The organism is Solibacillus sp. FSL K6-4121 (genome assembly GCF_038002585.1).
GTDB lineage: Bacteria > Bacillota > Bacilli > Bacillales_A > Planococcaceae > Solibacillus > Solibacillus faecavium.
The window spans coordinates 211297-225989 of record NZ_JBBOCS010000002.1; the positions used below are offsets into that span (position 1 = coordinate 211297).

General features: G+C 36.9%; 11 protein-coding genes. 9 read left to right on the forward strand and 2 right to left on the reverse strand.

The window, feature by feature from the left end:
- The first annotated feature begins 253 nt into the window (after positions 1 to 253).
- From MHH95_RS10525 to MHH95_RS10545, 5 genes are all read left to right on the forward strand, one after another.
- Positions 254 to 3865 (forward strand): dynamin family protein, encoded by a 3612-nt coding sequence (locus MHH95_RS10525; RefSeq protein WP_340727500.1) that lies wholly within the window; start codon positions 254 to 256, stop codon positions 3863 to 3865.
- Positions 3866 to 3878: 13 nt separating this feature from the next.
- Complete coding sequence (locus tag MHH95_RS10530) at positions 3879 to 4682, forward strand: sulfurtransferase (protein ID WP_340727501.1); 804 nt, start codon at positions 3879 to 3881, stop codon at positions 4680 to 4682.
- Positions 4683 to 4822: 140 nt separating this feature from the next.
- On the forward strand, positions 4823 to 5644 hold the full coding sequence (locus MHH95_RS10535) for an MBL fold metallo-hydrolase (protein WP_340727502.1): 822 nt from the start codon (positions 4823 to 4825) through the stop codon (positions 5642 to 5644).
- A gap of 378 nt (positions 5645 to 6022) precedes the next feature.
- On the forward strand, positions 6023 to 6643 hold the full coding sequence (locus MHH95_RS10540) for a DUF47 domain-containing protein (RefSeq protein ID WP_340727503.1): 621 nt from the start codon (positions 6023 to 6025) through the stop codon (positions 6641 to 6643).
- A 17-nt stretch (positions 6644 to 6660) separates the two neighbouring features.
- Entirely contained in the window at positions 6661 to 7677 is a 1017-nt protein-coding gene (locus MHH95_RS10545; RefSeq protein WP_340727504.1) for an inorganic phosphate transporter, read from the forward strand.
- Between the two features lie 274 nt (positions 7678 to 7951).
- On the opposite strand, the gene MHH95_RS10550 is transcribed toward MHH95_RS10545, so the two are convergent.
- On the reverse strand, positions 7952 to 8767 hold the full coding sequence (locus tag MHH95_RS10550) for a S1C family serine protease (protein ID WP_340727505.1): 816 nt from the start codon (positions 8765 to 8767) through the stop codon (positions 7952 to 7954).
- 388 nt (positions 8768 to 9155) lie between these two features.
- On the opposite strand from MHH95_RS10550, the gene MHH95_RS10555 reads away from it, so the two are divergent.
- Positions 9156 to 10370 (forward strand): NAD(P)-dependent malic enzyme, encoded by a 1215-nt coding sequence (locus tag MHH95_RS10555; RefSeq protein ID WP_340727506.1) that lies wholly within the window; start codon positions 9156 to 9158, stop codon positions 10368 to 10370.
- Between the two features lie 69 nt (positions 10371 to 10439).
- Here the strand turns inward: MHH95_RS10555 and pepF are convergent, their stop codons facing one another.
- Positions 10440 to 12245, reverse strand: a complete 1806-nt coding sequence (gene pepF, locus MHH95_RS10560; protein ID WP_340727507.1) for an oligoendopeptidase F — start codon at positions 12243 to 12245, stop codon at positions 10440 to 10442.
- A 131-nt stretch (positions 12246 to 12376) separates the two neighbouring features.
- Here pepF and MHH95_RS10565 point away from each other — a divergent pair, with 131 nt between their 5' ends.
- The 3 genes from MHH95_RS10565 to MHH95_RS10575 are packed head-to-tail and all read left to right on the forward strand — an operon-like array spanning position 12377 to position 14531.
- On the forward strand, positions 12377 to 13255 hold the full coding sequence (locus MHH95_RS10565; RefSeq protein ID WP_340727508.1) for a patatin-like phospholipase family protein: 879 nt from the start codon (positions 12377 to 12379) through the stop codon (positions 13253 to 13255).
- Between the two features lie 15 nt (positions 13256 to 13270).
- Positions 13271 to 14194 (forward strand): phosphotransferase, encoded by a 924-nt coding sequence (locus tag MHH95_RS10570; protein WP_340727509.1) that lies wholly within the window; start codon positions 13271 to 13273, stop codon positions 14192 to 14194.
- Between the two features lie 22 nt (positions 14195 to 14216).
- Complete coding sequence (locus MHH95_RS10575) at positions 14217 to 14531, forward strand: hypothetical protein (RefSeq protein ID WP_340727510.1); 315 nt, start codon at positions 14217 to 14219, stop codon at positions 14529 to 14531.
- Positions 14532 to 14693 lie beyond the last annotated feature (162 nt).

Sequence of the window (14693 nt, forward strand, 5' to 3'; positions counted from 1 at the left end):
AATTCGTCTAATAGAAAAATGCATTATTCGCGATAATTTTAAAAAATTCTAGCCGATTTTCTTGACTAACCATGGTACTATAGAAAGTATGAAGAATTTAAGGCAAAAATCTATTTGTTTCGACAATCAAGAATGACAATTAGGCTCTAAAATCTAGAGCATATAAAGGTCAGGGTAATTACAAAAAACGAGCATACATTAGCTTTTAATAAGATAATAGATCAATGCTGAATGAAGATAAGGGGTAAGAAATATGACGTTGTTTGACGATAAAGTTCAACGATTGTTACAGCAATCGGCATTACAATACATAATCTACAAGGAAAATGAGGATTCAGAACGAATTGAAAAGCTTCATTTATTTGCACGCAAGCTTTTGCAGAAGGAATTTGTCATCGGTTTTGCCGGTCACTTTTCTGCTGGTAAATCAAGTATGATCAATGCACTTTCGGGGGAAAACATTTTGGCGACAAGTCCAATCCCGACGAGTGCAAACATTGTAAAAGTGCATAAATCGGATGAAGATTTTGCTATTCTTTATTTGCATAATGAAAAGCCGGTAAAGTTTGAAGCAGGCTATGATATTAAACAAGTGAAAGAACTAAGCAAAAACGGTGAATTAGTTTCACAAATTGAAATTGGGCATAGTACGTCAAGCTTACCTGAGGGAGTTACCGTTATGGATACTCCAGGTGTAGATTCGACGGATGATGCGCATGCAATGAGTACAGAATCGGCACTGCATATAGCGGACATGGTGTTTTATACAATGGACTATAACCATGTGCAATCAGAGCTGAACTTCCAATTTACAAAGCAGTTAATGAAATATAATCCAAATGTTTATTTAATCGTCAATCAAATTGATAAACACCGTGAAGCGGAACTGTCATTTGATGATTTCAAACAATCGGTCCACAACTCATTTGCGGCATGGGGTGTATACCCAAAGAATATTTTCTTCACATCATTACGTGAAAAGGAGTTACCGAACAATGATTTTGATCAAGTGAAAAAAATCGTTATGGATTCAATGAATGATTGGCAGGAGCAATTAATTTTAACAGCTGAAAATACATTGAAAAAACTACAACATGAGCATGAAGCATATTTAAAAGAAGAAAAACAAGGTCGCTTTGAAACCTATGCGGAAATCGTGTCAGAGGATGACTGGCAGCACCGTGATGATATTTTAGAACAATACGAGAAATTGACTCGTCAAACAGAGCTATTCTCGTTTGGGGTATTTGACAAGCAATTTGATGAAAAACGTAAAGATTTACTTGCAAATGCTGCCATCATGCCGGCGGATGTGCGAGAAAAATTACGCGCCTATTTGGAAAGTCAACAAGAGGACTTCAAAGTGGGGGGTCTATTTACCGCCAAAAAGAAAACGGCTGAAGAGAAATCAAGACGTCAAGAAGAGGCATATGCAAGCTTTAATCATGTCGTACAATCTCAAATTACTGGTCATATGAAAGCACTAATGAAGCAGGCGCTGAAAGATGTTGGTGCATTAAATGATGAGCGTGCAGCAGGAATTGATCAAAAGGAATTTAATTTCCCATTTTCAATTATTGAAGAACAAGTGCAAAGAAGCGGAGTAATTACAGGTGATGCAGTATTAAACTTTGCGAACCGTGTTTCCGAGGCGACAAAACGTTACTTTATCCAAGCAACAGATGCTTGGAAGATTGAGCAAAAAGATACATTGGAGCAAGTAGCGCAAGAAGCAGCAGCACCGGTAAAGCTGAAGATAAATGCGATGTCAGAAAAAGTAAAGGCACTGCAACATATATTACAAATTGAGAAGTTCGAAGCATTCAGCAATACATTAATGAAGCAAGTATCCAATGAAATTCGTGCGGAATCGAAAATACATCTAGAAAACTGGAAACGTGAGCATGAACAGGCATTGAAAGATGTACGACCATTTAATGAGTCGATGTTACAGTTGACGGCGAAGGATACGGAACTTGTTGATGATCATGTACAGGAAACAGTAGGTTCAGGCTTAAATGCGGAAGCCGTTATTGAAAAAGCATTAAAGACAGCCAACATTATTAAGGATGTTCAAGGCTTTAAAGAAGTTTCAAGCTTCTTAACAAAAAAAGTAGAGCGTTTGCAAAAGCGTGACTTTACAATTGCTTTATTCGGAGCATTCAGTGCCGGAAAATCAAGCTTCTCTAATGCATTAATGGGTGAGCGCGTTCTACCGGTTTCACCTAACCCAACAACAGCAGCGATTAATAAAATCCGTCCAGTATCACCTGAACATCCTCATGAAACAGCAGATGTTCATTTGAAAAATGAAGCACAGCTATTAGAAGATATTCAAGGGTCCTATGAAGCAATTGGCTTACAAGTAAATTCGCTGAAAGAAGCTTATGACCGTGCAGCAGAAGGCTTGGCTGTTAAATTATCTGACGAGCGATTAAATGTTCATAAATCGTTTATTCGTGCCTATTCAGAAGGCTATGAAACGTTTGTGCCGAAGCTAGGTACTACATTGCGTGTTAATCGTCATGATTTTGAAAAGTATGTTGCGCAGGAAAATCGTTCTTGCTTTGTCGACAATATCGATTTTTACTTTGATTCGCCGCTTACTCGCATGGGCGTAACATTAGTAGATACACCAGGTGCGGACTCGATTAACGCCCGTCATACTGGAGTAGCATTTGATTATATTCGAAATGCAGATGCCATTTTGTTCATCACATACTACAACCACGCATTTGCCAAAGCGGACCGCGAATTTTTAATTCAGTTAGGCCGTGTAAAAGATGCTTTTGAATTAGATAAAATGTTCTTTATTGTGAATGCAATTGATTTAGCCTCTACAATGGATGAAGAGGAAGAAGTGAAGAGTTATGTTCGTTCAGAGCTACAACGCTTCGGTATTCGTTTCCCGAGACTTTACGGGGTATCAAGTTTGCTGGCGCTGAAAGAAAAGGAAAACCAGAATGATCTTCAGTCAGGGATGGCACCATTTGAAGATGCATTCCATCATTTCCTGAATGATGAGTTAATGAGTATTGCAGTACAGGCGCTAAAAGAAGAAGTGGAAAAAACCGAGGCACGACTACATGATTTAATTACGCAAACGGAAGAAAACTTAAAGCGTAAAGATGAACGACTAGAAGAGCTTACAAATCTGGAAAATATTGTACATTCAAAATATCAAACAACCCAAACAGCTATGATTGAAAGTGAAGCGAAGCAGGAACTGGATGAGTTACTGTACTACGTATTACAACGTGTGTACTATCGTTATCCTGATTTCTTCCGTGAAAGTTATAATCCGTCTACTTTTGCTCAAATGCCTCCGCAGCAAGCATTACAGACAGCTTTGAAAGAAGTGCTTCAAGCACTAAGTTTTGACTTTGCACAGGAGATGCGCGTAACGAATTTCCGTTTAGCACAATTTGTAGAGAAGAAGATGAAAGCGCATTTTAAAGATGCAGCCCGGGAATTGAAAGAGTTAAATCCAAGCTTTGCATTTTTAGCTTATGAATCGAAAGAGCCGCAGCTATTGGACTTTACAGGACCTTTTGCTGAAACTGCTCCTTATGAAGGTGTTAAATCACACTTTAAAAATGTGAAGTCCTTCTTTGAAAAAAATGAAAAAGAGCAATTACGCGATGCATTGGAACAGTTAACTAAACCAAACGCCCAAAAATATTTAGAAATAGAAAAAGCTAAAATTCTTGAATGGGCAGCAGGCTTTATAGCAATTGAGGCGGAAGAATTACGTCAGCACATGCTTGAACAGGCAATTGAGCAAGTTGAAACAGAGCGCCTATTGCTACAGGAAGAAAGCCACTTAGCTGTTTGGAAAGATATTTTCGCACAACTACGATCATAAGGAGGATCTTTTTATGACTAATATTTTTGTAACAGCCGATAAAATTGAGCCGACAGGACGCTTTATCGATGCTAGATTTGATATGGCAAATATAGAATTAGGCAAAGCTCTGTATGAAGAGGGGCATGTAGAAGGGGCTGTATTTTGGGATTTAAATACAGATTTATCGGATTTAGCGAAAGGTGAAGGTCGCCATCCGCTTCCAGATAAAGAGCAGCTTCAAGCATTATTTGAAAAGCATGGGTTACATCTGAATGATGCGATTTACGTGTACGATCAAGGTGCTTCACCATATGCTACACGCGCATGGTGGATTTTAAACTATGCAGGATTTAAGCATGCCTATGTTGTAAATGGCGGTTTCCAGGCTTTAAAAGATGTAGGTTTGCCGATTACTACTGAAGTACCGACATTTCCAAAAAGTAATTTGCAGCTTCAATGGAATGATGAAATTTTGCTTAAGCGCCAGGATATTGTCAATATTGTGGAAGGGAAAACAAAAGCTACTTTGTTGGATGCCCGTTCAGCAGCTCGCTATAATGGTGAATTTGAGCCGTTTGATAAATTAGCCGGACATATTCCGACAGCCCAAAATTACGACTGGGAACAGCTACGTGAAGGTTCTAACTTGGTCATTACATCTTCTCTTCTAGACAAAGTATCAAAGGATGAAGATATTGTTGTTTACTGTGGTTCAGGTGTCACAGCAACACCTATTTACACAGTTTTAAAAGAAGCAGGTTATGAAAATGTCCAAATTTATATGGCTGGGTACAGTGATTGGGTAAACCATCACCCAGTCGCAACGTCTAACTAAAAAATAAAACAAGCCGTTATGTGAGATTTTTTTGCATAACGGTTTTTAATTTATCGATTCAATTATTTTTAGGAGTTAATTTCCAGAAATTATGTTAAAGTGATATTGTAGAAAAATATAGAGTAAAGGAGGTAATAGGCGTGTTCTTTGAGAAGAAATCGGAAATAAGCGAAAAATCCGGTGTGAAAATGATTAATGGTTTTGTCAAATTCCAATCGGTGCGTTTGAATGTACATTGCTTTGAGGTTGATGGTGTTTTAATAGATACTGGCGCGGCATCACTCCTTGAGGAATTTAAACTGTTTTTCAATACGATGGATGTCGATCAGGTGATGCTAACCCACTATCACGAAGATCATACTGGTGGGGCACATTTTTTGCAGACAGCATATAATTTACCTATATTTATGAATGAAACAAGAATAGAAGAATGTAAACACAAAGCAAACTATCCTTTATACAGGAAGTTATTTTGGGGGGCGAGAAAACCCTTTGAAGCACGGCCTTTGGAAAATAATTTTACTTCGAGGACCGGTCGCTGGAAAGTGATTCTGACTCCCGGACATACGAATGACCATTCATCTTTTCTAAATGAAGAGACAGGACAACTCTTTACGGGGGACTTGTATGTTACACCTAAAACTAAAGTTGTGCTGCGTGAAGAAAGTATTCCGCAAATTATCGATTCATTGGAGCTAGCCCTTTCCCTTGATTTTCAGGAAATGTACTGCAACCATGCAGGCTATATAGAAAATGGAAAGGAAGCTTTACACCGTAAGTTGAATAACTTAAAAGAATTAAGCGGCAAAATAGAACTGATGGCTGAAAAAGGAATGCCCCCCTCTGAGATAACGAAACAGCTTTTTGATAAGAAATATCCAATTACAAAGTTATCATTAGGGGAATGGGATGCAGCCCATATCGTAACATCCGTATTAAAAAATAGAATATACAACAACTAACTGTTTAGCGAGGGGAACTTGCTAGGCAGTTTTTTATTGTTTTGTAATAGAAAATAGTCTCACATATTAAAAATAGTTTGTAATATTAAATTTACAATTGATTAATAATTTAAATGGTTTAAAAATATGGTAAAAGGGAATACTATAAGATTTCCTTTCATACGTATCGAAAAAGGCTTATTTACAAGAGAATTTAAGTGGATTCTGAAAATTTCGTTATATAAATAGGCAACTTGATGCAAGATTATAAGGTATATTTATTTTTCGATTGTAAAGGTTTTGTAAATAACTTAAATTAATGTTGAAGAAAATGAAAAATAGGTGTTATGATAACCTAGGTTTTAATTTACATACTTCATTTTAGGGGGATTTTATTCCATGTTCAGCTCAAAAAAACCAGATCCATTTTTTGAAGGATTATTAGATATTGCAAAAAATGTACAAAACGGTGCCAACTATGCAAAAGAATCAACAATTTCTACTGTATCGGACTTAAAACAAATTCAAATTAAAATGAAGTCTTATGAAACAGCTGGTGATAAATTAATTCATGATTTGATCGTGAAATTAAATGAGTCCTTTATGACACCAATTGAACGTGAAGATATTTTAGCGTTAGCGATTAAATTAGATGATATTCTAGATGGTATCGAAAATACGATTGCCCATTTTGAAATGTATTCATTTACAGAAGTGAATCAGTATATGAGAGACTTTGTTGACTTTATCGCTAAATCATCTGATGAAGCAGTAAAGGCAATGGAGTTATTAAATAAAAAAGATTTAATTGGTATGCGTCAACATGCCATTTTAATAAAAGATTATGAGCGCGAATGTGATGAGATTTTCCGTAAATCTATTACAGAACTATTCCAAGTTGAAAAAGATCCAATTCGCTTAATTATTTTTAAAGATTTGTATGAGCAATTAGAAGAAATTGCCGACTATTGCCAAAATGTAGCGAATACAATTGAAACAATTATTATGCGTAATGCATAATTAAAAAGGAGTAGAATATGGAAACGTTATTAATCATTACCGTACTCGTTGTTATTTTTGCGTTAGCATTTGATTTTATTAATGGCTTCCATGATACAGCCAATGCTATTGCAACATCTGTTTCAACGCGTGCGTTAAAGCCACGAGTAGCTGTTTTAATGGCTGCAGTAATGAACTTCGTTGGTGCGATGACTTTTGTCGGCGTAGCAAAAGCAGTTGCATCGGGAATTGTGGATCCCTTCTCATTAAATGCATTCGAAGGTGATGTGACTGGATCTGTTGTTATTTTGGCGGCATTAAGCTCGGCGATTACTTGGAACTTGTTAACTTGGTATTTCGGTATACCGTCAAGTTCTTCACATACATTAATCGGCTCAATTGCAGGGGCAGCAGTAGCCTCAGCCGGTATGGATATTTTAAATTATGAAGGTTTCTTTAAAATTTTACAGGCATTAATTATTTCACCAATTTTAGCTTTAACGGTAGGTTTTATAGTGATGAAGCTATTCAAATTTATATTCCAGCGTTCACCGCTATATGGTACAACGAGAGCATTCCGATTAACACAAATCGGTACAGCAGCTTTACAATCGTTTACACACGGTACAAATGATGCCCAAAAAGCGATGGGTATTATTACAATGGCTTTAATCGCAGCGAACTGGCAATCGACAGATGAAGTACAAGACTGGGTACGTTTTGCCTGCGCATTGGCGATGGGTCTAGGGACGTCTGTTGGTGGATACAAAATTATTAAAACAGTGGGCGGCAAAATTATGAAAATCCGTCCAGTTAATGGTGTAGCGGCAGACTTAACTTCTGCATCGATTATTTTTGGTGCAACAGTGATCGCATTGCCAGTATCGACTACGCACGTTATTTCATCTGCCATTATGGGTGTAGGTGCAGCACAGCGTGTGAAAGGTGTTAAATGGGGTATGGCGCGTAAAATCGTTATTACTTGGTTCATCACTTTACCGATTTCAGCAGTAATGGCTGGTTTATTCTACTTATTATTTAGTCTACTATTCTAATATAAAAAACGGCGCTCAATGTTTGTGTTTGGGCAGCCGTTTTTTTTTGTATATTCGGAGTTGGTCTACGCTATCGGTGGTCACTTTTTCTAATAAAAAATAAAATGTTCTAATAACGGTTTAAGAGTTTCTAATAAAATTTATGTTATCTAATACAGGGAACATTTGTTCTAAAATAGATATGCAATATGCTAATTTACTACGTAAATGTTCTAAAATAGTAGCCAACTATTCTAATATCCCCGACAATATTCTAATAAGTTAAATCTGAAAATCATTGCGCTAAATATTCTTGAAATTGCTCATGGACATTTTCTATCGGAATAAATAAACCGACTTTTCCATGATCTTCACGTGTACCGGTTGCAAAGACAACACCTATTACTTGTCCCTCTTCATTAATCACCGGGCTACCGCTATTCCCTCGATAAACGGGTGCGTTCATCATAATAATTTCTGTTTGAATATCGAGAGCATTCGTATAGCCTATTACTTTTCCTTCATTTGCAATGCCGCTAAATGCAAGGGGATTACCGATAAAATAAACAGGCTCATTTTGACGGAATTCGCTTGTTTCTGCGAGTGTTATATACGGTAAGTTCTCCGCATCCACTTTTAATAGTGCCAAATCATATTCCTCATATGCTTCTACAACTTCCGCTTTATAAAGTGAATCATCCGGAAATACTACGGTAATCGTTAAAGCATCATCAATCACATGTTCATTTGTTAATATGTAACCATTTTCCGTTACAGCAAATCCTGTTCCTTTTCCGGAGTCAGTATTTATTGTGACGATCGATTGCTTATATGTTTGAATATTTTCCTGACTTGAAAGTTTCGTTGATACTTTTAAAAATTCAATTGCCGGAATGGAATAAATATTGAAAATTACTGCAAAAGTATTAAAAACAAGTGTCAATGCCATCAACCATACGATAATTCGCACAACAGGCTTTTGCCTTTTTGGTTTTTTGGGCTGTGGATTTAGACGTGCCTCCCGCTCTTTTGCCAGTGCCTTTTCCTGTTCTTCTAAAACAAGCTCTAAAAATTCCTCTTCAGTCAGTTGCTCGGTGTTTTTATCTGTCATTTTCACCCCTCCGATAAATTAAGTTTAACAAAAATGTGAAAAATTTGCGGTGAAAAGCTTTGTGACATTTTTTTATGTAAGTTTGTGAAAAGTTTCATATTAAGCATTAGAAAATACTTCGTGCAATCTATCACATACTTTAGCCTGATAAAGCACTGTTTTCAAAATGACAGCCCTTACATTAATTTTATTTATATAATAGATTGTGTATGAATTCACAATATCAATTATTCGGATTATGCCTCTTAAATTGTTGATATATCAACGTTTGTGAATAATTATTTGAATTTTCAAACAAAAATAAATATTATCGTTGACAAAAGAATTCAAAAGGAATAACATACGTAAATATAAAGAAAATTCCTAAAATTAGAAAGGGTTGGTAAAAATGGATTTAATGAAGAAGTCGTTAGAGATGCATGAAAACTATGGGGGGAAGATGGAAATTCGTGCAAAAGTACCGGTACAGGATAAATATGATTTAAGTTTGGCGTATTCACCTGGTGTAGCAGCTCCTTGTTTAGCAATTGAACAAAATCCTTCAACTGTATATGACTATACGATGAAAGGAAATTTAGTAGCAGTCATTACAGATGGTACTGCTGTGCTCGGTTTAGGGGATATTGGTCCGGAAGCAGCTTTACCGGTAATGGAGGGGAAAGCTTTATTGTTAAAGCGATTTGCGAATGTTGATGCTGTACCGGTTTGTTTAAATACAAAAGATGTTGATGAAATTGTTAACGTAGTGAAAGCAATCTCTCCTACATATGGGGCGATCAATTTAGAGGATATTTCAGCACCACGTTGCTTTGAAATTGAAGATCGGCTGCGTGCAGAATGTTCAATTCCTGTATTTCATGATGATCAGCATGGTACCGCAATCGTTGTTGGTGCAGGGATGATTAATGCCGTAAAGCTTGTGAATAAAGAAGTTGCGCAAATGAAGGTTGTCATTAATGGAGCAGGGGCTGCGGGTATTGCCATTTTACGTATACTAATTCAAATGGGATACACAAATGTAGTTATGTGTGATACGAAAGGGATTATTTACGAAGGTCGCCCTGAAGGAATGAATCCAGTAAAAGATCAAGTCGCTAATTTAACAAACCCATATCAACTGCGTGGAAGTTTGGATGATGCTTTAGTGGGAGCTGATGTATTTATTGGTGTATCAGCAGCGAATATTTTAAATGAAACTCATATTAAATCAATGGCGATAGATCCAATCGTATTTGCATTGGCGAATCCTGATCCGGAAGTTACCCCAGAGAATGCAAAAAAATGGGGTGTTAAAATTATTGGGACAGGGCGCTCCGACCATGCGAACCAAATTAATAATATGCTGGCATTTCCGGGTATTTTCCGCGGCACGCTGGATGTGCGCGCAAGAGATATTAATGAGGCCATGAAGCTGGCGGCGGTTGAGGCAATCGCTTCTCTTGTAACTGAAAAGGAGCTTCATGAAGACTTTATTATTCCTAGCTCGATGGATGAACGTGTTGCAGGGGTAGTTGCGAAGGCAGTTGGGTCAGCTGCAATAGAATCTGGAGTTTCCGACTTATTCCAGCAAGTAGATGTCGTCAAGCAATCGATTGCGATTTAAAAGTTGCAAGAAGTCTGTAGCTAAAAAACTAAAAGGATGTGCAAAAATATTTCTGCACATCCAAGTTTTTTAAACTGTTTGTAGTTCTTCTGTTAATTGCTCTAGTTGTGTAACTAAATTTCCGATAAATGCAATTGTGTCACGCAATGGTTGTTCTGTCGTAATATCGACACCAGCCATTTTTGAAAGCTCGACAGGTGTTTTCGTACCACCGGCTTTTAATACTTCGATCCATTCACCAACAGCTGATTCATCACCATTCAAAATACGTTGTGATACTTGTGTTGAAATTGTTAAACCAGCTGAATAAGTATATGGATATAAGCCCATATAGTAGTGAGGCTGACGCATCCAAGTAAGCTCAGCACCTTCTGTGATTTCAACTGTATCTCCCCAGAATTGCTCCAGTACTTCGCGTTTTAATTCATTTAATTTCGGAGCGTTCACATTTCCGCCAGCATCGATAATATCGTACACTTTGCGTTGGTAGGCTGCTTCTAATAAATGTGTCACGAAGTTATGGTAATACGTACGGCTAATAATGGATGAAATCACCCAACGTTTGAAACGGGCATCCGTTGAATTTTGTAATAGGTAGTTGGCCATAAGCATTTCATTCATTGTAGATGGTGCTTCAATAAAGTATAAAGATGGGCGTGCATTATAAATATTTTGAGCGTCATTTGCTAAATAGAAGTGACCAGCATGACCTAATTCATGAGCAAGGACAAATACTTCATTCATACGGCTAGTCCATGAAATTAATACATATGGGTGTACACCGTATGGACTTGAACAGAATGCACCTGTTGATTTACCGGCATTTTGGGCAAAGTCAATCCATCGCTCATCGAATGATCGGTCAATCATTTTAATATAGTCTTCTCCCATAATGGATAGACCGTCTTTCATATATTGACGGGATTCTTCAACAGTAATAGTAGGTTCGTATGAAGGATCTAATGAAATTTTAAGATCTGCAAAAGTCATTTTATCCAGTTCATGCGTTTTTTGTAGTAATTTTGCATAGCGACGCATATGTGGTGCTAGTTCAGACATGATCAAGTCAATTTGACGGTCATACATCGTACGGTCAACTTGCTGAGATTCTAGTAACGATTCGAAAATTGTTTCGTATCCACGCAAATCTGCATCGGTTTTTTCGATTTTTAAATGTGTATTATACGTTTTAGCCGTTGTATGCTGATAGTCACGTAGTTTTGAAGAGAATGCTTCAAATGCTGCTCGTCGTTTTTTCGTATCTGTTTCTAATTCCCAATCACCTTCGAATAAATTGTAGCTAAGAGGGAATTGTTCACCATCCACTTCAAAATCAGGGAAATTCATATCCACTAATTTTGTAGTATTGTAAAGTTCATACGGTGCATTAAATGTTGCACCGAAAGCAGCCAATGCTTTTTCCGCTTCAGGATGAAGTTGGTGCGGTTTTTGAATAAGCAGTTTATTAATATAGTTTTCATATGATGGATTTAATAGTTGAGCTTCTTTTAAAATTGCTTCGTCTAATGCCAATAAATCACTTTTTACAAAAGAAAGCTTTGTAGCGATGCTCGCAGCTAATGATCCAAATTGAGCTGAACGCATTTGATTTTCTGTATTTGTTTGATCTACACTGTGTGAAAGACTAGCGTACGTTCCGATTGGTACTAATTTAAGTTGGATTTTTTCAGTCGCTTCTATAGCTGCGATGGCACCCTTTGCATCTGTAATTGTACCTGGCAATTGCTTGGCACTTATTTCAACAAGCTGTTTCACTTCTTCAATTGCTTCTAAGTAAGCTTCTTCTGAAGAAAATAAATCATTTAAATTCCACGTTTCCTCAACTGGTACTTCATTACGTTTCAACATTGACATTAGTTTCCTCCTAATATTACGATATTCGAAATAAATAATAACATATTTCTGAAAATTTAGGAAGTATGCTTGAGATTTAAAACGTATAATAAAATAGAAGAAGTGTATATGACGGAAAGAGTGTGATGTAGATGCATGAAGTAAAGGACTGCAGTTTAATTTTAGAAGGGGGCACATTTAGAACCGTATTTACAGCTGGTGTACTGGATGCCCTAATGGAGCAGCAAATAGTGATGCCATATATTGCGGCAATTTCGGCTGGGGCGATAAATGCGGTTTCATATATGTCAAATCAGCCTGAGCGAACAATGCGGGTATTAACAACGTATCGTAATGATCCTCGTTATATGGGTGCGCGGAACTTTTTGAAGGAGAAAAGCCTTTTTGGTTTAGACTTTGCCTACAATATTGTACCAAATCAGCTCGACATATTTGATTGGGATACATATTACAACTATCCGGGCGAAGTAGAATTTGGTCTAACAAACGCTTATACAGGTAAAGTGGAATATAAGAGTGCGCATACGATGACGAGAACATGTGATATACTCCAGGCTACATGTGCGATCCCGGTGTTATTTCCGGAGATTAAAATTGATAATATCCCATATTATGATGGGGGATTATCGGATTCCATTCCAGTGAAACGTGCCATTGAAAAAGGCTATTCCAAACATTTACTCGTCCTGACAAGAGAACCGGGCTATATTAAACAACCGTCAAAAACAAACAAATGGGCAACTAAGCTCTTTCAAAAGCGCTACCCTAGACTAGCCGCAGCAATGAATCAGCGTGCTTCAATGTACAATGCTACGATGCAGTATATTGGGGAATTAGAGCAAAATAATGAAGCTTTTATTTTCAAGCCTGACCGTGCAATAAAGAGCTTTGAAAGTAAAGTTGATCAAATGAAAGCCAATTATGAAGTCGGTTATGAACAGGCATTAAAACAAATGCCTGAGTTGAAAGAGTTTTTAGGAATTGAAATAGGTATACCCCTACCTCTGTGAAAGGTGATTAAATAAATGACAAATGGAAAAGAAATTTTAGCGATATTTGGATTTGAAACTAAAGAAGAGCCTGTAAGTATTTACCCGTATTCACCCGTCTACCGGGTGAAATACGGCGATAAGGATGTTGTGGTAAAACGTACACAAAAAAGAGCAGAGAATGTGATGTCTTATACGAATATGTTGAAGAGTAAAGGGGTAAATGTTGTAACACCAGTTAAGCTTCATGTAGATAATCCACAAAATTTTGAGGGGACGAATTTTGTTGTTTATCCATTTATAGAAGGCTCGAAATACTCTGGTCAAGAAAATGTAATCTATGAAGCCGGAAAGATGTTAGGTCACATACATAGTCTTTCTCCGAATATAAATGCTTACGATCTTCTTAACTATGATGTTTACGATTTTAACAAACAGGAAGTAGAAGAGAGTATGGAAGCCATTATTCAGCATGCTCACAAGGCTGGAATTAAAATTGATCCATCATTAAAAATGAAATTAATGGAAAGTGTTGCAGCTCAGGAGGAACTTAACGGAGCAGGTTTACCACATGTTGCTACTCCTCACGATTTTAAAGCAAATAATCTTGTTTTCATCCCTGAACCATACTTGATAGATCCGGATAATGCGACTTGGATACCAAGAATCTTTGATCTGGCACTTGTCTTACTGCTCTTTCATAATGAACATGAAAATGCTCCGGACAGGGTTTTTACAGTAGATGAATGGAAACTGTTTTTATCGGGATATAAAGAATACAATGCTTTAACCGATCAGGAAAATCAATACTGGGATAAGGCGAAGCAGCATATTTTTCTTGATGAAGTCATGTGGTTAATGGCTGAATATGAAGAGGATTGGCAAAACCCTGCCCAGCAAAAACTGTTTAATAGCTTAATGCGAGTTGTAATTGATAGTGCTGACTATAGACTAATATAAAAAGTTGAAGGGTGGCAATACTATGGAAAGTTTGGCAGAAATAATGCGTATTGTATTTCCGTTAATTATCGTAGGCGCAATAAGTATATTTGTCATTTTAAGACTCAAAAATAAACATAAAAAGAATCAGCTAGGAAAGAAAAAAACACAAGGTGCTCAATTTTTATTGGATAGCTTAATACCTTGGGGGACATTTTTAGGCATCTTTATCGGGGGGATAATCAGTTTATTTTCCCCAGCGTCTATGTTAAATACAGTTAGTATAGGCGGTGGCGCGGGGATGTTAATTGGGTATTTTGCCTATGAAATTTATAGCAGGACGGAAAGTTCTTCTTAAAGTTATAATAACTGAAAAAAATATACTAACATGAGTAGCACAAACCATGCAGTTGGTTTGTGCTTTTTTAGTTGATGAAGGGATTACATTCTGGTGGACAATCTATACATAAAGAAAGAATAATTTGAACATATACTTCTTATTTTTTTTAATCCGAATGTT